This is a genomic window from Sulfitobacter sabulilitoris, assembly GCF_005887615.1.
Taxonomy (GTDB): domain Bacteria; phylum Pseudomonadota; class Alphaproteobacteria; order Rhodobacterales; family Rhodobacteraceae; genus Sulfitobacter_E; species Sulfitobacter_E sabulilitoris.
This window is the reverse complement of the sequence record NZ_VANS01000005.1, coordinates 66,547-85,895: the sequence shown is the minus strand read 5'-3', so window position 1 is coordinate 85,895 and position 19,349 is coordinate 66,547. Positions and strand designations below refer to the sequence as shown.

16 protein-coding genes and 1 riboswitch are annotated in these 19,349 nt (G+C 65.0%); of the genes, 12 read left to right on the top strand and 4 right to left on the bottom strand.

Annotation, left to right across the window (positions count from 1 at the left end):
* Positions 1 to 14: 14 nt before the first annotated feature.
* Together FDT80_RS16255 and FDT80_RS16250 are read left to right on the top strand one after the other, a co-directional pair.
* The gene (locus tag FDT80_RS16255) at positions 15 to 917 is read left to right on the top strand and encodes a DMT family transporter (protein WP_138663380.1); all 903 of its coding nucleotides are present in this window, start codon (positions 15 to 17) and stop codon (positions 915 to 917) included.
* Positions 918 to 928: 11 nt separating this feature from the next.
* Positions 929 to 1,549, top strand: coding sequence for an inner membrane-spanning protein YciB (locus FDT80_RS16250; RefSeq protein ID WP_138663379.1), 621 nt, complete (start codon positions 929 to 931; stop codon positions 1,547 to 1,549).
* Here the strand turns inward: FDT80_RS16250 and FDT80_RS16245 are convergent.
* Positions 1,534 to 2,271, bottom strand: a complete 738-nt coding sequence (locus FDT80_RS16245; protein ID WP_138663378.1) for a cyclic nucleotide-binding domain-containing protein — start codon at positions 2,269 to 2,271, stop codon at positions 1,534 to 1,536. The genes FDT80_RS16250 and FDT80_RS16245 overlap by 16 nt on opposite strands.
* 82 nt (positions 2,272 to 2,353) lie before the next feature.
* Positions 2,354 to 3,058 (bottom strand): glutathione S-transferase N-terminal domain-containing protein, encoded by a 705-nt coding sequence (locus FDT80_RS16240; RefSeq protein ID WP_138663377.1) that lies wholly within the window; start codon positions 3,056 to 3,058, stop codon positions 2,354 to 2,356.
* Between the two features lie 182 nt (positions 3,059 to 3,240).
* Positions 3,241 to 3,317, top strand: a riboswitch (SAM riboswitch).
* A gap of 69 nt (positions 3,318 to 3,386) precedes the next feature.
* Between FDT80_RS16240 and metZ the strand changes: the two genes are divergently transcribed.
* The 5 genes from metZ (at position 3,387) to FDT80_RS16215 (ending at position 9,368) form a co-directional block, all read left to right on the top strand.
* A complete protein-coding gene (gene metZ, locus FDT80_RS16235; RefSeq protein WP_138663376.1) occupies positions 3,387 to 4,568 on the top strand; it encodes an O-succinylhomoserine sulfhydrylase in 1,182 nt (393 codons plus the stop codon).
* Between the two features lie 150 nt (positions 4,569 to 4,718).
* Complete coding sequence (folE2, locus tag FDT80_RS16230; RefSeq protein WP_138663375.1) at positions 4,719 to 5,822, top strand: GTP cyclohydrolase FolE2; 1,104 nt, start codon at positions 4,719 to 4,721, stop codon at positions 5,820 to 5,822.
* Positions 5,823 to 6,014: 192 nt separating this feature from the next.
* Entirely contained in the window at positions 6,015 to 6,254 is a 240-nt protein-coding gene (locus FDT80_RS16225) for a hypothetical protein (RefSeq protein WP_138663374.1), read from the top strand.
* 82 nt (positions 6,255 to 6,336) lie between these two features.
* Positions 6,337 to 7,785, top strand: coding sequence for a TrkH family potassium uptake protein (locus tag FDT80_RS16220; RefSeq protein ID WP_138663373.1), 1,449 nt, complete (start codon positions 6,337 to 6,339; stop codon positions 7,783 to 7,785).
* Positions 7,786 to 7,826: 41 nt separating this feature from the next.
* Positions 7,827 to 9,368: a thiamine pyrophosphate-binding protein gene (locus FDT80_RS16215; RefSeq protein ID WP_425472037.1), complete on the top strand. Its 1,542-nt coding sequence runs from the start codon at positions 7,827 to 7,829 to the stop codon at positions 9,366 to 9,368.
* 88 nt (positions 9,369 to 9,456) lie between these two features.
* Here the strand turns inward: FDT80_RS16215 and FDT80_RS16210 are convergent, their stop codons facing one another.
* Positions 9,457 to 9,744, bottom strand: a complete 288-nt coding sequence (locus tag FDT80_RS16210; RefSeq protein ID WP_138663371.1) for a hypothetical protein — start codon at positions 9,742 to 9,744, stop codon at positions 9,457 to 9,459.
* A gap of 170 nt (positions 9,745 to 9,914) precedes the next feature.
* Positions 9,915 to 11,714 (bottom strand): serine protease, encoded by a 1,800-nt coding sequence (locus FDT80_RS16205; RefSeq protein WP_138663370.1) that lies wholly within the window; start codon positions 11,712 to 11,714, stop codon positions 9,915 to 9,917.
* Between the two features lie 161 nt (positions 11,715 to 11,875).
* Between FDT80_RS16205 and FDT80_RS16200 the strand changes: the two genes are divergently transcribed.
* From FDT80_RS16200 to FDT80_RS16180, 5 genes are all read left to right on the top strand, one after another.
* Complete coding sequence (locus tag FDT80_RS16200) at positions 11,876 to 12,832, top strand: glycine--tRNA ligase subunit alpha (RefSeq protein WP_138663369.1); 957 nt, start codon at positions 11,876 to 11,878, stop codon at positions 12,830 to 12,832.
* Positions 12,829 to 13,356, top strand: a complete 528-nt coding sequence (locus tag FDT80_RS16195) for a DUF6446 family protein (RefSeq protein WP_138663368.1) — start codon at positions 12,829 to 12,831, stop codon at positions 13,354 to 13,356. The genes FDT80_RS16200 and FDT80_RS16195 overlap by 4 nt, the downstream gene beginning before the upstream one ends.
* 79 nt (positions 13,357 to 13,435) lie before the next feature.
* The gene (locus FDT80_RS16190) at positions 13,436 to 14,260 is read left to right on the top strand and encodes a DUF1206 domain-containing protein (protein ID WP_246039984.1); all 825 of its coding nucleotides are present in this window, start codon (positions 13,436 to 13,438) and stop codon (positions 14,258 to 14,260) included.
* A 91-nt stretch (positions 14,261 to 14,351) separates the two neighbouring features.
* Positions 14,352 to 16,547 carry a glycine--tRNA ligase subunit beta gene (gene glyS, locus FDT80_RS16185; RefSeq protein ID WP_138663367.1) on the top strand — a complete coding sequence of 732 codons (2,196 nt, stop codon included), beginning with the start codon at positions 14,352 to 14,354 and terminating at the stop codon, positions 16,545 to 16,547.
* Between the two features lie 133 nt (positions 16,548 to 16,680).
* The gene (locus FDT80_RS16180; RefSeq protein WP_170311908.1) at positions 16,681 to 19,218 is read left to right on the top strand and encodes a putative PEP-binding protein; all 2,538 of its coding nucleotides are present in this window, start codon (positions 16,681 to 16,683) and stop codon (positions 19,216 to 19,218) included.
* The last annotated feature ends 131 nt before the right edge of the window (positions 19,219 to 19,349 follow it).

Here is a 19,349-nt window from a genome sequence, read left to right as displayed (position 1 = left end):
AGGATGGCGCGGGGGTGACCGATTGGATCGTGGCGATCGAAGGCACGCCTGCGGGCCACAGCGCGGCGCTGGTCCTTGCGCTGGTGGCGGCCTTTGCCCACGCGGCCTTTGGTGCGCTGCAAAAGGGGCGGCACGACCCCTGGCTGTCGCGCGGGGCGATCGATGCCTCCTACGGCCTGATGGCATTGCCTGTCGCACTGTTCGTGGTGCCCTGGCCCGCGCCGCATATGTGGATGATCTTCGCCACGGTCTGGCTGATCCATCTGGTCTACAAATGCCTTCAGGCCTGGGCCTATACCAAGGGCGCCTATACGGTCGTCTATCCGGTCGTGCGCGGAACCGGGCCGTTGTTCACGGTCATCGGCGCCTACCTGATCTTCGAGGAGACCTTCGCGCCGCTGCAATGGCTCGGGGTGGCGGTGCTCTTGTCGGGGATCTTCGGGCTGGCGATCTACAATATGCGCAATCTGGTCGATGCGCGCGATACATTGGTGGCGGCGCTGGGCATTGCCGTGGTGACGGGGCTTTTCGTCGCGCTTTATACCACCTACGACGCCTATGGCATTCGCGCGGCACAGGACCCATTTACATTCCTGGCGTGGTTTTTCGTGATCGACGGCCTGGTGATGCCGGTCGTCGCAACCCGGCGGTGGCTGGGCATGCAGGACCGGCCCGATCTGGTGCCGCTTGCGGTTCGCGGCGTTCTGGGCGGGCTGATCGCGTTCCTGAGCTTTGGCGCGATCATGCTGGCCACCCGGCTCGACAAGGTGGGCGAGGCGGCGGTCCTGCGCGAGACCTCAACCGTGTTTGCCGCGCTGATCGGCTGGCTGGTGCTGCGCGAAACCGTGGGGCCGCGCCGCATTGCACTGATGTCCCTGATTGCGATAGGGGCTGTTATCGTCGAATTCGGCGGATAGGAGAGACTGACATGGCCGAGGCCCGCAAGATCAACCCGCTTTTGAAATCCGTGCTTGAGTTCGGGCCCGTGGTGATCTTTTTCATCGCCTACCTGCGCCTGAAGGAGCAGGTGTTCACCATCGGCGGCACCGAATACGATGGGTTCATCGTGGTCACGGCGGCGTTCATTCCGCTGCTGATCGCGTCCACCGGCGCGCTTTGGGCGCTGACGGGGCACATCTCGCGGATGCAGGTCGCCACGCTGGTGCTGGTGGTGATCTTTGGCGGGCTGTCGGTCTGGCTGAACGATGCGCGGTTCTTCAAGATGAAGCCGACGATGATCTACCTGCTGTTCGGCGGGCTGCTGGCCGTGGGGCTGCTGCGCGGGCAGTCATACCTCAAGTTCGTGATGGAAGAGGTGATGCCGCTGCGCGACGCGGGATGGATGATCCTGACCAAGCGGCTGATGTGGTGTTTCTTCGCGCTGGCGGTCTTGAACGAGGTCATCTGGCGCAACATGAGCGAGGAAGCCTGGGTCTATTTCAAGACATTCGGGCTGTCGGCGGCAGTGTTCATCTTTTTCATGGCGCAGGGCAAGCTGTTCCAGGCCTATAGCGTGGAGCGGTCGGACCCTGATCAGCGCGGCGACTGATGGTTGGCCATCGTGGCAAGCGGTGCGGTGGCAAAGGCCAGTTCCGGCGGCAGGTCCGGGGTCACGGGCAGGATCGCCGCCGCGACCTTATGCGCCAGATCCAGTGAAATCGCCGCCTCCAGCGCCAGTTTGAACCGCATGCGCCGGGCCGCCGCGGCGCGCAGATCGGCCGACTGCCACTCGATCACCTCGGCCCCGGCCTCCAGCCAGACGGTCGCCGAGCTGTTGCGCCCGGTCAGGAAGGCCACTTCGCCGATGAAGATATGCGACGGCAGGGTGAACCGGCGACCGTTCTTTTGCGCCTGCGCGTGACCCTTGATGATGTAGAAAAGCTTGCGGCCCGGCGCGCTTTCGTTGGTCACGCGGACCCGCTCGGACACGGTATAGCGCTGTCCCAGGCGCATCAGCGTGCGAAAATCTCCGGGCGGCACGTCATGGAAGCGGGGATAGATGTCCCTGTGCGCGCGGGGCACCGCAAGCGGCGACCGGCGCGCCAGAAGGCCGAGCAGCCCGATGATATTGGCCACCCCCATGATCAGGCTGGCATAGATCGCATCCCACAGCGGCGCGGCGCCGACGGTGGCGTAATACAGAACGTAGAACCCCGTACCGATCAGCACCATCACCCGAAGCATCACCTGGTTGATGATCAGGTAGCCGAGGACGAAAAATCCGCCAGCGATGAACACGCTGGTCTGCGGGTCGGGAAAATAGCTTGCCACGGATAATGCTCTGGTCAGTCAAATCACCGACCACTGTGCGATCAAAGACCGCAGCACGCAAAGAGAATAATCAGAAATTCGCTCAGTCGCGTTTGAAAAGCGTGGACTGCGCCCCCTTGTCGGTACGGAAATCCGCCCGTTTGTCGGCGTGCAGGGCACGGCCCGCCCGGACGCCGGGGCGCGCGCCCATGACTTCGAGCCAGCGCGCCATGTGAGGTTTGTCGTCCAGCGTCTGCTGCTGCCCCTCCCAAAGCGAGGCCCAGCCCCAGATCGCCATGTCCGCGATGGAATAGAAATCGCCCGCGACCCATTCGTTGTTCGCCAGCCTGCGATCCAGCACACCGTAGAGGCGCGCGACCTCTGCGCGGTAGCGGTCCTTGGCATAGGGAAGATCGTTGGGTGGGTCCATCGCAGGCGCGTATTTCAGGAAATGATGCGCTTGCCCCGCCATCGGCCCAAGGCCGCCCATCTGCCACATCAGCCATTCCTCCACCGCCACGCGCTCGCGTTCGGTGCTTCCGCCGAAGCGGCCGGTTTTGCGCGCCAGGTACAACAGGATCGCACCGCTTTCAAAGACCGAGATGGGGGCGCCGTCGGGGCCATCGTGATCGACGATGGCGGGCATCCGGTTGTTGGGCGATATCCTGAGGAACGCGGGGGCGAATTGCTCGCCCGCGCCGATATTGACCAGATGTGTCGTGTAAGGCAGCGCCATTTCCTCAAGCGCGATCGATATTTTCCAGCCGTTCGGCGTGGGCCAGAAGTAGAGATCGACAGGCGTGGTCATTGCGCGCTCCCGCGGATGTTGCCGGCGCAACTTCGCGGGTTTTTCCCGGATCGGCAAGGGGGCGCCGGCAAAGCAGCATCGCGCGTCCTGCCGCGCGGCCGGGACAGGGCGCCCGACGAAAGCGGTGTGAATTTTCGCCGTCAGCCGCGCGACGGTGTTGACGCGCAACACGCGATCTCTTAACTCTGCGATGTGGCGATTTGTTACCGGATTGCGGGCCACGTTAAACATTCCGCTAAAAGGTCACCGCCCGAGGGAGCCCCCGTCGCGATGACCGCGTCTGGGGTTTTTTTGTGCGCGCGGACTGTCGCGCCGGATGGAGTTGAGAATGAGCAAAGACTGGAACAAGAGCACACGCGCCGTCCACGCCGGCACCCGCCGCAGCCAATACGGCGAGGTGAGCGAGGCGATTTTCCTGACGCAGGGCTTTGTCTATGACAGCGCCGAGGACGCAGAGGCCCGTTTTGTCCAGGCGGGACCGGATGAATTTATCTATGCCCGCTACGGCAACCCCACCGTCGCGATGTTCGAGGACCGCATCGCCGCGATGGAAGGGGCCGAGGACGCCTTTGCCACGGCCTCGGGCATGGCGGCGGTCAACGGCGCGCTGACGTCCATGCTGCGCGCGGGCGATCACGTTGTATCGGCGCGGGCGCTCTTCGGGTCGTGTCTGTACGTGCTCGAAGAGATCCTGACGCGCTATGGCGTCGAAGTGACCTTTGTCGACGGCACCGATCTGGCGCAATGGGAGGCGGCGATCCGTCCCGACACGCGCGCGGTGTTCTTCGAGAGCATTTCGAACCCGGCACTGGACGTGACCGACATCGAGGCGGTCTCGAAACTGGCCCATGCCCATGGCGCCACGGTGATAGTCGACAACGTCTTTGCCACCCCGGTGTTTTCAAACGCCATCGCGCAGGGCGCCGACGTGGTGGTCTATTCCGCGACCAAGCATATCGACGGACAGGGGCGCGCATTGGGCGGCGTCATCCTCGGCACGCGCGAATTCATCCGCAAGACGGTCGAACCCTACCTGAAACACACCGGCGGATCGATGAGCCCCTTTACCGCCTGGATCATGCTCAAGGGTCTGGAAACGCTCAATCTTCGGGTGCGGGCCCAGACGGCGACCGCGTCCGATCTGGCGCAGGCGCTGCAGGGGCACGACAAGCTGGTGCGCGCGATCTATCCCGGTCATTCCAGTCACCCGCAACACGATCTGGTCACGCGCCAGATGGGGCAGGGCGGCACGGTGTTGTCGCTGGATGTAAAAGGCGGTCAGGCGGCGGCGTTCCGGTTTCTCAACGCGCTCGAGGTCTGCACGATTTCCAACAACCTCGGCGATGCCAAGACCATCGTCACCCACCCCGCGACGACCACGCACCAACGCCTGCCGCAAGAGCAAAAGGACGCCTTGGGCATTACCCACGGGCTGGTGCGCATGAGCATCGGGCTGGAGGACACGGATGACATCAAGGCGGATATCCTGAACGCGCTGGCGCAGGTCTGACGCCGATCCGATGACGCGGACTGCGTCCGGAATGTCCGAAAAGACTGATCCGGACGCAATTTTGTGACGTATTCGTGAGTGAGATTGGCAATTGTCGATCCCGCGCCCTAGATAAATACGGCGTAGCTGCAGTCACAGGGACATAGCGATATGAACATCCACACACCCGACCTTAACGCCACGCCCGACCGCGAGGAGGCCGAAGCGGCGCTGGAATTGCTGCGCGCCTGGCTGAAGCGGGCCACGACCACCGATATTCTGGAACTCGATCCGTCGGTGGCGCGGCTGGTGCCCGGTGGCGACGGTGTTGACTACCCCGCGCTTTCGCGCAGCTATCCCGACGGGTTTGCCGTGGACGATGGCTACAAATCCACCTTGCCGGACCTGCAGAACGGCCCTGCAAGCCTGATCCGGGGCGCAAAAAAGCACCTTCAGCATGTGGGCATTTCCAATTTCCGCCTGCCTTTGCAGGTGCATACCCGCGACAACGGCGACCTGACGCTTGAAACCTCGGTGACGGGCACCGTCAGCCTTGATGCCGACAAGAAGGGCATCAACATGTCGCGCATCATGCGCAGCTTTTACAAGCACGCCGAGGCGAGCTTCAGCTTCGAGGTGATCGAGGCGGCGCTGGATGACTACAAATCAGACCTGGAATCCTTCGACGCCCGCATCCAGATGCGGTTTTCCTTTCCGATGCGGGTGGAAAGCCTGCGCTCGGGCCTGTCGGGTTATCAATACTACGATATCGCGCTGGAGCTGGTCGAGCAGGCGGGCGTGCGCAAGAAGATCATGCACCTCGATTACGTCTATTCGTCGACCTGCCCCTGTTCGCTGGAATTGTCGGAGCATGCCCGCGCCACGCGCGGCCAGTTGGCGACACCGCATTCGCAGCGCTCCGTCGCCCGGATCTCGGTCGAGCTTGACCCCGATGCGGGGTGCCTGTGGTTCGAGGATCTGATCGAGGCGTGTCGCCGTGCTGTGCCGACCGAGACGCAGGTCATGGTCAAGCGCGAGGACGAGCAGGCCTTTGCCGAACTGAACGCCGCCAACCCGATTTTCGTCGAAGACGCCGCGCGGCTCTTTTGCGAGCAGTTGCAGGCGGACGTGCGGATCGGGGATTTCCGGGTGATCGCCAGCCACCAGGAAAGCCTGCACAGCCATGACGCCGTGAGCATCCTGGTCGAGGGGGAAACCTTTGACACGACCAGCCTTGATCCCAAGCTTTTCAACACGCTTTTCCACGTCGGGTGACGGTGTTTGCACCGCTGCGATCGGCATGAAAGGCGCATCTTCGGATGCGCCTTTTGCATGTCCGGACACGCGATCGTGACGCTGCATGCAGCGACCAGCAGCTATGCAAAAATGGCCGTTCAAGCCCTGGCAGCCCTCTCCTATATCAAGCGCGGGTGAGGAGACCCTGAGTTGAAATGAATAGGTGCCCCGATGGCTTACCAACATACCGCCCTGCAACTTGACGTGGCGCATGCCGCACAGACCCTGATCGCGCGCCTTGGCGATGCGATGACCAATTTCGGCAATGCCATGATGACCCACAGTGCGGGTTATGCCCGCCTGCAACAGGTCGAGGCGCTGAAAGCCAAGACCGACGCGGAACTGGCCGCGATGAAGATCAAGCGCGAAGACATCGTGCAGCATGTGTTCCGCGATCTCTACTACATCTGATCCGATCCCGGTCTGAACCCACCGCCCCGCGCGCCGGATCACCGGCTTGACACCGGCGCGCGGGGACGCCAACGCTGGCGCGATGTTTGACCTGCGCCCTGTTGGATACGTGATCGGATTGCTGGTGGCCGTTGTCGGTCTTGCCATGCTGGCGCCGTTGCTTGTCGATCTGTCGCAGGGCCTTGGCCACTGGCCGGTTTTCGCCGAAAGCGCGCTGATCACGATCCTGGCGGGCGGGCTGATCGCGCTGGCCTGTGCCAACGGCGTGCGCGAAGGCCTGTCGATCCAGCAAACCTTTCTGCTGACCACCGGGGTGTGGTTCACCCTGCCGCTGTTCGGCGCGATCCCCTTCATGCTGGGCGCGACCGAGGCGCGGCTGGTCGATGCGGTGTTCGAGGCGATGTCGGGGCTGACCACGACCGGTTCGACCGTGTTGACGGGGCTGGACGACCTGCCGCGCGGCTTGCTGCTCTGGCGCGGGATCCTGCAATGGCTGGGCGGCATCGGCATCATCGTGGTGGCGATGGTGTTCCTGCCCGAACTGCGGGTCGGCGGCATGCAGATTTTCCGCACGGAATCGTTTGACACGATGGGCAAGATCCTGCCCCGCGCGGGCCAGATCGCCAGCCAGATTTCCAGCATCTACATCACGCTCACGATGGCGTGCATCCTGTCCTACATCGCCCTGGGGATGAGCGCCTTCGACGCCACCGTGCATGCGCTCACCACGGTATCGACCGGTGGATTTTCCAACTACGATGCGTCCTTTGGGACGTTTTCGGGACGACTTGAATATGTGGCCGCCGTGTTCATGCTGCTCGCGGCGCTGCCCTTCGTGCGATATGTGCAGATCCTGAACGGCGACGCGCGGCCCTTGCTGCGCGACACGCAGGTGCGCGCGTTTCTGGGCACGATCGCAATCGTCGTGCTGGTCGTGACGCTGGTGCTGGTCAATGTGGTGCCGCATCATTGGGAACGATCCCTGCGCGAAGCACTGTTCAACGTCACGTCGATCGTCACCGGCACCGGCTATGCCAGCGCGGATTACATGAAATGGGGGCCGTTCCTGATTTCGGTGTTCTTTTTCATAGGGTTGATCGGGGGCTGCGCGGGGTCGACCACATGTTCGATCAAGGTGTTCCGCTATCAGCTCCTCTTCGCCGCGATCCGGCTTCAGGTGCGCAAGATCCGGTCGCCCAACGGTGTCTTCGTGCTGCGCTATGACCGCCGCCCGGTGACCGAGGATGTGCTGAGTTCGGTGATGTCGTTCTTCATGTTCTTCATCGTGACGCTGGGGCTTTTCGCGGTGGCGTTGTCGCTGACCGGGCTGGATTTCGTGACCTCGCTGTCGGGTGCCGCGACCGCGCTGGCCAACGTCGGCCCCGGCCTGGGCGAGCAGATCGGACCCGCGGGCAATTTCCAGGGCCTCAACGACACGGCGAAATGGATCTTGTCCCTCGCGATGTTGATCGGACGGCTTGAACTTCTGGCGGTTTTCGTCATCTTTACCGTTCCCTTCTGGAGAGCATGATGACCGATCCCATCCGTCCGCTTGGCGCGCAGATTTCCCACATGCTGAAGGATCGCAGCGTCGATGTGATCTTTGGCATTCCGGGTGTGCACAATCAGGAAATGTACCGTGGCATCGAAGAGGCGGGATTGATGCATGTCCTGGCCCGGCACGAACAGGGCGCGGGTTTCATGGCCGACGGCTATGCCCGCGCGACCGGCAAGCCGGGCGTGGCCTATGTGATCACCGGGCCGGGGCTGTGCAACATCATGACGCCGATGGGGCAGGCCTATTCGGATTCGGTGCCGTTGCTGGTGCTGTCGTCTTGCCTGGACGAGACGGCGGCACGGCGCGGCCAGTTGCACCAGATGAAGGACCAGCGCGCGGCGGCCGAGACGGTCTGCGACTGGTCTGAGGACGCGCGCACCGCCGAGGCGGCCTATGCCTTGATCGACCGCGCGTTGGTGGAATTCACCGCGCAGCGCCCGCGCCCCAAGCATATCCAGGTGCCCATCGCCGCCTTGCAGGACCCGGCACCGCCCGCGCCTGCGCCCACCGGCTATGTCAACACCGATGCGCCACAGATGACGCAGGCGCTGGACGCGATCCTTGCGGCGGAGCGTGTCCTGTTCGTTCTGGGCGGTGGCGCGCGGATCGCGCCCAGCGTGACGCGCATGGTCTTGCGGGCGCTGGGCGCCGCCAGTTTCACGACCTATGCCGGGCGCGGGATCGTCGGGCCGGACGATCCGCTGCACTTCGGCGCAACGCTGGCGCGACCCGGCAGTGCAGAGGTCATCGGCACCGCCGATCTGGTGGTCGTGATCGGCTCCGAACTGGCCGAGGTGGACATCTGGCGCAAGGATCTGGGTCACGCGGGCGCCATGATCCGTGTCGATATCGACCCCGCGCAATTCGGCGGCACGGGGCCGCGGACGCTCAACCTGCACTGCGACGGGGGGCTGTTCATGCGCGGCTTGCTGGACCGGCTGGAACACCAGGAGGCATCGGGCGGCTGGAGCACCGGCGAGGTGGCGGACGCGCGCGCGCGCTGGCGGGCCGAAACCGATGCCGAACGCCCCGGCATCGTGGCGGTCTGCGACGCCCTGCGCGCGGCGGTCGCCGACGACACGATGATCTATTCCGACATGACCCAATTCGCCTATGTCGCCAAGGAAGTCTGGCCGATGGACCGCCCCGGCCATTGGCATCACCCCTACGGTTTCGGCACGCTGGGCTATGCGATGCCGGCGGCCATCGGCGGCGCCGTGGCGCGGCGGGGCCTGCCCACGATGGCGATCATCGGGGATTACGGCTTTCACTACACCATGCAGGAGCTTGGCGTCGCGGTGGAGCTGGGTCTGAGCCTTCCGATCATCCTGTGGGACAACGGCAAGCTGGGCGAGATCGAGGACAGCATGGTGCGCAGCCAGATTGCGCCCAACGCGGTCGTCGCGCGCAATCCTGACTTTTGCAAGCTGGCACAGGCCTTTGGCGCGCGCGCACGTGCCCCGCAGACATTGTCGCAGATGCAGACCGATGTGCGCGCGGCCTTTGATGCGGATGGGCCGACGCTGATTTACCTGACACCCGGCCTTACCGCCTGAAGGGCGCATTTTCCTGCCAGGAAAACGGTCCGGAATTTTCGAAAATTCCGGGTCGTCGGCGCCTGGCGGGCCCGGGATGGCGGTGGCGTCACCAGTTGTAGTCGGTGAATGCCCGTTCGACCAGTCGCGCGGGGCAGCCGCGGTGCGATGTGTTGATGATCAGATACCACACCGTTTCGCCCGGACGGCCCGCACGCGAATAGTCGCATTTGTTGGGCGCGCGCCAGCGTTGCCGGTCATACCCCGGCGGTGGCAACATCTTGGACGTGCCATGACGCATCTGGGCGGTGCGGCCCAGGTGGTCGTAGATATCGGCGCGGGCGGGCAAGGCCAGCGCCACGGCAAGGGCGGCCATTGCCGCGATACGTGTCATCATGTCGTTCAACCCCTGAATGGACCCGGCAGGCCGGGTGCGCCCCCACGCGCCGCCCGATCCTAGCGGCGCGTGGGTGTCCAGAAAGTTAAGCGGGCCCGGTCGCCCGGGCGCCACGTGGTGCGGATTTTACTCTAACCGGCAAGACCCTGTCGCATGCATGCCTTGGTGCGTCAGTCCCAGCAGCTGACCAGAACGGTCATGTCGACCGCGCGGTCGGTCAGATCCTGCGGCGCGATGGCCGCCGTGCTGTCGGTGTTGGTGGCGCTCAGCCCCGTTTCGGCCATGAGCGTGCCGATCGCCGTGCGGTCCAGCGCAAAGCTCACGTTCTCGGGCAGGGCCCGGTCGCCCTCGGGGCGGGGGAGCAACATGCCCAGAACCCCGCCGCCGGCATCGAACACCGGTCCTCCCGCGTCACCCGGCAGGGCGGTCAACGCAAGCCGGTTCAGGCCCGCCTCGCCCTGCAGTCCGCGCAGATCGGCCAAGGTGCCAAAGGTCACCGATGGCGCGCTGAGCACGCCGCCGTAGGAATATCCCGATACGGCGACCTCGGACTGCAGGCGCGGCGTCTGGGTGCTGAAGGCGGCGACACCGGCTGGGGCCAGTGCCGTGGCGGGGCGCAGCAGCGCAAGGCCGCGCGCGGCATCCTGGGTCAGCACGCGGGCTTCGTGGTCGTCATCGAGCGTGATGCGGCCGCAGCCCTCGACCACATCCGCCGAGGTGGCGACGGTGCCCCCGGCATCGACGTAGAAGCCTGATCGCGTCATCCTGGGCTTGCGAATATCCAGCCCCGCCAGCAGGTCGATGGATTGCTGATCGTTCGCCCCGGCCGCGGGGTCCAGCACGGTGCCTAGGCGAACGAGGCTCTTGTCCATCTCCGCGATCAGCCGGCGGCGGCGATCCTCGTCGCCTGCGGGCCAGACCAGCGTAAAGCCCTTGATCCGCCCGTTCAGCAGCCGGACCCGGGTTTCACTGACGGTCATCGCATCCTCTCCGATCAGCACGAAGCTGTCGTTGGACCGCTCGCGCGGGCCGTTCAGGGGTACGATTTCCAATGTCTGCATGATGTCGTACAGGCCAAACAGCGTATCGCGGTCACCCGCCTGACTGATCAGCAGCACCTTGGCGTCGATATCGCCGATGGCCGTGTAATGGGCAAAGGGCGGTTCGTACCTGTCAAAGGCGACCACCTCGGTGGGCAGCTTCATTTCGATCCCGACCGCCTCGTCGCGCACCAGTTGCAGGCCCAGACCGTCGAGTACGGCGTTATACTGCTTCAAAAGCGCCGCGCGCTGCACCGTGGTCAGGATTCCGGTCACGTCATAGCCGTTCGCCTCCTGCCAGGCCGCCATCGAATTGCGGGTGCCGCGCCCGAACGCACCGTCGATGGCCGCGTCATAGAACCCGGCCCATTGCAGCGCGATCTGCAACGATTCGCGGTCGGCACGTGTCAGCAGGCGCTCGCTTTGCTGGGCTTCGCGGGGGGTCTCGTCCGCCGGGGTGACGGTCAGCGTGGGTTCCGCCGCCGCCGGGCTGTCGCCGGGCGCTTGGGGGGCGGCTTCGGCGGTCGCCTCCGGGATTGCCTCCGGTGCGGTCTCAGGGGGGGCTGCCGGTGCCTGCAGCACACCGCGGTCCAGCAGGTTGGCGCCCACGGGCCAGAATTGCTGCCTGTAGGAGGAGCTGAAGGCGATATAGCTGTCGGAGGGGATCACGCCTTCGCGCCGATAGACGCGCAAGACCTGTTCGGCGTCGCTGCGCGTGTAGGGGCCGAGGGCGATGCCATACCATCCGGTGCCCAGCGAAAATCCGTTCACGTCCTGCAACTCGGCGGCATAGGCGCGGGCGCGGGCGGTCGCTTCGCTCAGGCTTGGCTGTGCTTCCACCTGGACCCAGACCACATCGTCGCGCGACTGCGCCCAAAGGGCCTGTGACAGCCCCACCAACAGCACCAAGGCCGCCGCAATTATCCGCATTATTCTGCCCCATGTTTCCGATTGTCGAATTTCGCGACAGAATAAGCAGGAAAACGCGCCAATGACCATATCGGCATGCGTCAAATAATGCGGATCCGCGCAATTGACCGCATCCGCCGCGCCGCATAGGAATGGCGCGCGCAGATCCAAAGGCGGCCTTCATGTCAGACGTATCCACGACCCCCCGATCGTTTCAGGAAATCATCCTCAGGCTGCAGGCCTATTGGGCGCAAAAGGGCTGCGCGATCCTGCAACCCTACGACATGGAGGTGGGCGCGGGCACCTTTCACCCCGCCACCACCCTGCGCAGCCTTGGTACGCAGCCCTGGGCCGCGGCCTATGTGCAGCCCTCGCGCCGGCCCACCGATGGCCGCTATGGCGAGAACCCCAACCGCCTGCAGCACTATTACCAGTATCAGGTTCTGATCAAACCCAGCCCGCCAGACCTGCAGGCGCTCTATCTGGGCTCGCTCGAAGCCATCGGCGTGGACATGGATCTGCACGACATCCGTTTTGTCGAAGACGACTGGGAAAGCCCGACGCTGGGCGCGTGGGGCCTAGGATGGGAGGTCTGGTGCGACGGCATGGAAGTCAGCCAGTTCACCTATTTCCAGCAGGTCGGCGGCTATGACTGCCACCCGGTCTCGGGCGAGCTGACCTATGGGCTGGAGCGGCTGGCAATGTATATCCTGGGCGTCGATCACGTGATGGACATGCCCTTCAACGATCCCGGCGCGTCTATCCCGCTCAGCTATGGCGACGTGTTCCGCCAGACCGAGGAGGAATACGCCCGCTGGAATTTCGACGTCGCCAATACCGAGGTGTTGCTGCGCCACTTTGTCGAAGCCGAGCAGGAGTGCAAAAGCATACTGGGTCAGGCCCATGACGACCCCAAGACCGGCAAGCGCATCGTGATGGCGCATCCGGCGTATGACCAGTGCATCAAGGCCAGCCATATCTTCAACCTGCTGGATGCGCGCGGCGTGATTTCGGTGACCGAGCGGCAGGCTTATATCGGGCGCGTGCGCACGCTGGCCAAGATGTGCGCCGATGCCTTCGTGCAGACGCGCGCGGGCGGCTGGGTGCCGGACGCGGCAGACGAAAAGGCCACGGCATGAACGGCAAGATCGTGGGCGCAGCCATCCTCGCCTCGGCGGCCATCGCGGGTGCGTCGATCTATTACCTGCAACTTTTCGGGTTCTATGAGGAGGTGTCGGGCGAGGCCGCCGAAGTGCGCCTTGTGTCGCTGGTCAGCGATCTGCCGGAACAAATCGTGGCCGATAACGTCCGCGCCATCGACGCCGACAGCTCTCCCATCCGCTACCGCGCATGTTTCGACACGCCCCAAGGCCTCGCTATGCTCAGCGAAACCTACGTCGGCATCGATGATGTGACCCCGCGCAACGCGCCGGGCTGGTTCGACTGTTTCGATGCCGCCGCGATCGGGGCGTCGCTCGCGAACGGCAGCGCGCTGGCCTTCGTGGGAACCAAGAACATCGAATACGGCGTGGACAGGATCGTGGCCATCACCGAGGATGGGCGCGGCTATGTCTGGCACGAACTGAACGATTGCGGCCAAAAGGCCTATGACGGTACGGTCGTGGGCGAGGAATGCCCCTCTTCCCCCTCGGCCGGCGACTGAAGCGCGCACGGGACAAATGAATCGGGAACCCTTTGGGTGTCTCGAACGCTGATCCGGTGCACATGCAAGGATCTGCCCGATGGCATCAGGCTCTCATACCGGATTGAAATGGATCATGCGCGGCGGCTACGGCGCGCGCGGCGTGATATATACCATCATCGGCGGGCTGTCGATCTACGCCGCCCTGACCAGCGCGCAGGTCGGCGGCACGCAAGACAGCCTTGGCCGCCTGCGCAGCGCCCCGCTGGGGCAGGTCATGCTGGCGGTGATCGCCGCGGGGCTGTTCGCCTACCTGATCTGGCGGGTGGTCGATGCGGCGCTCGACCTCGAGGATCACGGCACCGACGCGAAGGGCCTTCTTGGCCGCGCGGGGCAGGTTGTCACGGGGGTGTTTCACGGCGCGATCGGCGTGTCGGTGGCGGGGCTTGCCTTTGGCTTTGGCGGCGGCGGCGACGGCGCGCAGGGCTGGACCCGCTGGCTGTTGTCGCAGCCGCTGGGACGGGTCTGGGTGGCGGCGGCCGCGCTGATCCTCGGCGGGGCGGGGATCTACTACATTCACAAGGGCTGGACCGGGCACTACAAATCGCACCTGCGCTGCACGGCGCTGACCGAACGGATCGATCCCGCGCTGACCTTCGGACTGGCGGCGCATGGCGTGCTGATCATGCTGATCGGCCTGTCGCTGGGCGCCGCGGCGCTGGACGGTGATCCGCAGCGGGCAGGGGGGCTGGGCCAGGCGCTGGATCTGCTGCGCGGCATGGTCTGGGGCCGGGTGGCGCTGGGGGCCGCCGGTGTCGGGCTGCTGGGCTACGCGCTCTACAATTTCATCGAGGCGGGCTACCGCGTCGTTCCGCGCTTCAGCGGCCCGGACGTCAGGACGCTGGCGCAAAAGGCATCGCTCTAGGGCGCTGGGGCTGGACGCGTCCGGCCCGCCCCGCTATCCACACCGCAAACTGACGCGCCACCGATACGGGTGGCCCGAACGAGGTGACCCGGTGCCAGACCTGCTGATCGAACTATTCTCCGAAGAAATTCCCGCGCGCATGCAGTCGCGCGCCGCCGCCGACCTGAAAAAGCTGGTGACTGACGGATTGGTCGAGGCGGGACTGACCTATGCCTCCGCCGCCGCCTTTGCCACGCCGCGCCGGCTGACCCTGACGGTCGAGGGGATGCTGGCCCAAAGCCCCACCACCCGCGAAGAGCGCAAGGGCCCCAAGGCGGACGCGCCCGACAAGGCCATCGAAGGCTTCCTGCGCGGTGCGGGCGTCACCCGCGACCAGCTAGAGCAGCGCGAGACCCCCAAGGGCCCGGTTCTTTTCGCGACCATCGAACGCCCGGGCCGACCCGCGCCCGACATCGTCGCCGAGGTGCTGGAGCAGGCGATCCGCGGCTTTCCCTGGCCCAAGGCGATGCGCTGGGGCGCGGGAAGCCTGCGCTGGGTGCGGCCGCTGCATTCGATCCTGTGCATCATGGTGGGCGACGACGGGGCCGAGGTTGTCCCGTTGGAAGTGGACGGCATCGCGTCGGGCGACACCACGCGCGGCCACCGTTTCTTGTCGCCGGACGCGTTTTCGGTGACCGGGTTCGACGACTATTGCGCCCGGCTCAAGCGCGCGCATGTGGTGCTCGACCCGGCGGAGCGGGCGCAGGGGATCTGGCACGACGCCACGAACCTGGCCTTCGCGGGCGGGCTCGAAGTCGTCGAGGACGCGGGCCTTCTGGCCGAGGTCGCTGGGTTGGTGGAATGGCCCGTCGTCCTGATGGGGCAGATCGATGACGCGTTTCTGGGCCTGCCGCCCGAGGTGCTGCAAACCAGCATGAAGGAGCATCAGAAATTCTTCAGCGTCCGCGCCGCCAAGACCGGTCGGATCGAACGGTTCATCACAGTGGCCAACCGCACCACCGCCGATCAGGGCGCCACCATCCTTGCCGGCAACCAGCGGGTTCTGTCCGCCCGGCTGGCGGATGCCAAGTTCTTTTGGGAAAACGATCTCCGCACCATCAAGGCCGTTGGGCTGGAGGGCATGGCCGCGCCGCTGGCCGAGGTCACGTTCCACAACAAATTGGGCAGCCAGGCCGACCGCGTGGCCCGGATCGCGGCGCTGGCGCGCGAGATCGCGGTGCCGGTGGGCGCCAAGCCCGATCTGGCCACCGAGGCCGCGCGCATCGCCAAGGCCGACCTGGCGTCGGAAATGGTGTACGAGTTTCCCGAATTGCAGGGCACGATGGGCAAATACTATGCCGAGGCCGCAGGCCACGATGACGGCGTGCCGCAGGCCTGCGCCGAGCATTATTCGCCCCTCGGCCCCTCGGACGCGGTGCCCACCGCGCCGATTTCGGTCGCCGTGGCGCTGGCCGACAAGATCGACACGCTGACCGGCTTCTGGGCGATCGACGAAAAGCCCACCGGATCGAAAGACCCCTTTGCGCTGCGCCGCGCCGCGCTGGGAGTGATCCGGCTGGTGCTGGAGAACGATCTCAAGTTCGAAATGAACCATTTCCTCAAGAAATCACTGCTGTCGGCAGAAATTCAGCGCCTGGTAATTCATCGAAAAAAGGAGATCGAAGAAGCCCCGAACGCTCTCCTCAAAATGGGCACGACAGATGAAACGCTGATTATGGAGGTACGGGAAGCCGTCGAAGACACCAAGATCGGGATAGATCAGAGTGATCTCCTGTCCTTCCTGCACGACCGGCTCAAGGTCTATCTGCGCGAACAGGGCATCCGCCACGACATCATCGACGCGTGCATCGCGATGGAGGGCAGCGACGACCTGAGCCTTCTGGTCAAGCGCGCCCGCGCGCTGGATGCGGTGCTCAGGACGGACGATGGCGAGAACCTGATCCAGGGGTTCAAGCGCGCCAACAACATTCTCAGCCAGGCCGAAGCGGCGGACGGGGTGGAATATTCCTTTGGCGGCGACATAAAGTTCTGCGAGGCCGAGGAGGAGCGCGCGCTGTTTGCGGCACTGGATGCGGCGGAGGCGCGGATCGGACCCGCGATGGCGCAGCAGGATTTCGCCACGGCCATGTCGGCGATGGCCGCCCTGCGCGGGCCCATCGATGCGTTTTTCGAGGCGGTGCAGGTCAATTCCGACAACGGCACGGTCCGTCGCAATCGCCTGAACCTGCTGAGCAGCATCCGCAAGATTTGTCTGACGGTGGCCGACCTGAGCCGGATCGACGGCTGACCGGCGCCGTCGCGCCCCGGTCAATGGCCGGACAGGCGGCGCCGACGCGGATATTCGGTGTATCTGCGGGCGTACTCCCTCTTGTCAGCTTTGATTGACAGCCTATGCTGCACCCAACATCAAAGGTGCCGCAGTGCAGAATAACCCCGATACAACCCTGGTGACCCCCACCGCGGCGATTGCCAACGCGACCCACGGTGGCCGCGCGAAATGCCTGCAACGGCTGACCCGTCTGGATCTGCCGGTGCCCCGCACCGTGGCGCTGTCGTTCGACACGGTGCACCGGATCGCCCAGGGTCAGTTGCCCGACATGACCGCCTTGCTCGCGCAATTCCCCGACGGCGCGCTGCTTTGCGTGCGCCCTTCGTCGGAGGACCCCGATTGGGGCGGGCCGGGGGCCGTGCTCAATATCGGCATGAACGACGCGCGGTTCGAGACGTTGTCCAAGACCCTTGGCCGCGATGCCGCGCGCGCCATCTACACCCGCTTCGTGCAGTCCTATGCCATCAACGTGGCCCGGCTGGACCCCGATATGTTCGATGACGTCGTGGGCGAGGGGCGCGAAGGGCTGGTCGCGTCGCTGCGGGCCTACGAGGCCGAAACCGAAGAGCCGTTCCCGATGGACCCCGCGGTGCAACTGTCGGGCGTGCTGCAATCCATGGCCCGCGCTTGGGAGGGCACCTCCGCCCGGCTGTTGCGGCAGGCCAAGGGCGCGCCGGCGGATGCGGGGCTGGGCCTTGTGGTGCAGCAGATGATCTTTGGCCTTGGCAACGGGCAATCGGGGTCGGGCGTGCTGCAACTGGTCGACAGTGCGACGGGCCTGCCGCAGATCACCGGCCGATACCTCAGTCAAAGCCAGGGCCGCGACGCGCTCGAGGGCGACGCCGCGGCGCTTTTTCTGACGCACGATCCGCGTGGCCCATCGCTGGAGGAACTGGCGCCGGAGGCCTTTGCCGAACTCAAGCGTCACGCCGCCCTGATGCGCCAGCGGCTGCGCGAGGAAATGCAGGTTGAATTCGCGCTGGAAAACGGCAGCGTGCATATTCTCGACGGGGTGCGGGTCGCCCGGTCGTCGCGCGCGACGGTACGGATCGCGGTGCGACTGGCCGATGAGGGGATCATCAGCCACGAAGAGGCGCTGATGCGCGTTCCGCCGCGCACCCTGACCGAATTGCTGCACCGGCAGGTCGATCCGCGCGCCCCGCGTGACGTGATCGGATCGGGCATCGCCGCAAGCCCCGGCGCGGCCACGGGGCGCATCGTGTTTTCCTCCACCGAAGCGCAGGCCAGCGCGTCGCGCGGCGAGCCTTGCATCCTGGTGCGCCGCGAAACCTCGCCCGAGGATATTCGTGGCATGCATGCGGCCCAGGCGGTGCTGACCGAACGCGGCGGCATCACCAGCCACGCCGCCGTGATCGGGCGCGGCATCGGGCTGCCCTGTGTCGTGGGGGCGTCGAACATGCGCTTCAACCTGTTGAAGAAACAGATCATCGCCAAGGACGGTCGGATCCTGTCGGATGGCGATATCATCACCGTGGACGGGTCCAGGGGCCAGGTGCTGGTGGGTGCCCCCGACATGCAGGAGGCGGCGCAGGACGATGCGTTTCAGCGGTTGATGGAATGGGCCTATGACGCCTGCGATATCGGAATCCGCGCCAATGCCGATACGCCCGCCGACGCGCAGACCGCGCGCAATTTCAATGCGCAGGGCATCGGGTTGTGCCGGACCGAGCACATGTTCTTTGAACCCGGTCGCCTGACCGTGATGCGCGAGATGATCTTTGCCGAAACCGGCGAGGATCGCCGCGCGGTGCTGGAGCGGTTGCTGCCCATGCAGCGCGAGGATTTCACACAGCTTTTCCGGATCATGGAAGGCAAGCCCGTGTGCATCCGTCTGTTCGATCCGCCGCTGCACGAATTCCTGCCCGCCGACCGCGCGGGCCAGCGCGCGCTGGCCGAGGCGCTGAACCTGCCGCTGTCGGACGTGACCCGCCGGATCGAGGCGATGAGCGAATACAATCCGATGCTGGGCCTGCGGGGGGTGCGCCTTGGCGTGACGGTGCCGGAAATCTACGAAATGCAGGCGCGGGCGATCTTTGAGGCGACGATCGACGCCAGCGCCGATGGCGACCCGGTGGTGCCCGAAATCATGATTCCGCTGGTCAGCGCCCGGCGCGAGGTCGAGTTGATCAAAGCCTCGGTCGATGCCGTCGCCGCCGCCGTGCGGGTCGAACGGGACAGCGATTTCAATTTCCGGTTGGGCGTGATGGTCGAAACCCCGCGCGCCGCGCTGCGCGCCGCGGAAATCGCGCCGCATTGCGCGTTCCTGAGCTTTGGCACCAATGACCTGACGCAGATGACCTATGGCTTGTCGCGCGACGATGCGGGGCGCTTCATGTCCGACTACGTGCAGCAGGGCGTCTTCCCCGAAGATCCGTTTCACAGTCTCGATACCGACGGGGTCGGCGAATTGCTGACGCTGGGCGCCACGCGCGGACGTGCGGCGCAGCCCGGCATCACCCTGTCGATCTGCGGCGAACACGGCGGCAACCCCGAATCGATTGCCTTTTGCCGGGACGCGGGATTTGATTATGTTTCGTGTTCTCCCTTCCGGGTTCCCGTGGCGCGACTGGCTGCCGCACAGCTCGCGATCGCAAACAAGATCGGGTAGCCGCCGCGGCACTTCCTGCAATTTGTAGTGTTTTCCCGCGTGACGTGTTGCGCGGGCAATCGCTCATGACCGCCATGCTGACCCTGGTGAACTTTACGTCAAGGCGCAGGCCCTCTAAGGGGGCTCGAAAT

Bases quoted from the DNA above. Each gene is read 5' to 3' on its own strand.
- FDT80_RS16250 (WP_138663379.1), top strand. From the start codon at position 929: ATGGCCGAGGCCCGCAAGATCAACCCGCTTTTGAAATCCGTGCTTGAG.
- FDT80_RS16240 (WP_138663377.1), bottom strand. From the start codon at position 3,058: ATGACCACGCCTGTCGATCTCTACTTCTGGCCCACGCCGAACGGCTGG.
- metZ (WP_138663376.1), top strand. From the start codon at position 3,387: ATGAGCAAAGACTGGAACAAGAGCACACGCGCCGTCCACGCCGGCACC.
- folE2 (WP_138663375.1), top strand. From the start codon at position 4,719: ATGAACATCCACACACCCGACCTTAACGCCACGCCCGACCGCGAGGAG.
- FDT80_RS16225 (WP_138663374.1), top strand. From the start codon at position 6,015: ATGGCTTACCAACATACCGCCCTGCAACTTGACGTGGCGCATGCCGCA.
- FDT80_RS16220 (WP_138663373.1), top strand. From the start codon at position 6,337: ATGTTTGACCTGCGCCCTGTTGGATACGTGATCGGATTGCTGGTGGCC.
- FDT80_RS16215 (WP_425472037.1), top strand. From the start codon at position 7,827: ATGCTGAAGGATCGCAGCGTCGATGTGATCTTTGGCATTCCGGGTGTG.
- FDT80_RS16210 (WP_138663371.1), bottom strand. From the start codon at position 9,744: ATGATGACACGTATCGCGGCAATGGCCGCCCTTGCCGTGGCGCTGGCC.
- FDT80_RS16205 (WP_138663370.1), bottom strand. From the start codon at position 11,714: ATGCGGATAATTGCGGCGGCCTTGGTGCTGTTGGTGGGGCTGTCACAG.
- FDT80_RS16200 (WP_138663369.1), top strand. From the start codon at position 11,876: ATGTCAGACGTATCCACGACCCCCCGATCGTTTCAGGAAATCATCCTC.
- FDT80_RS16195 (WP_138663368.1), top strand. From the start codon at position 12,829: ATGAACGGCAAGATCGTGGGCGCAGCCATCCTCGCCTCGGCGGCCATC.
- FDT80_RS16190 (WP_246039984.1), top strand. From the start codon at position 13,436: ATGGCATCAGGCTCTCATACCGGATTGAAATGGATCATGCGCGGCGGC.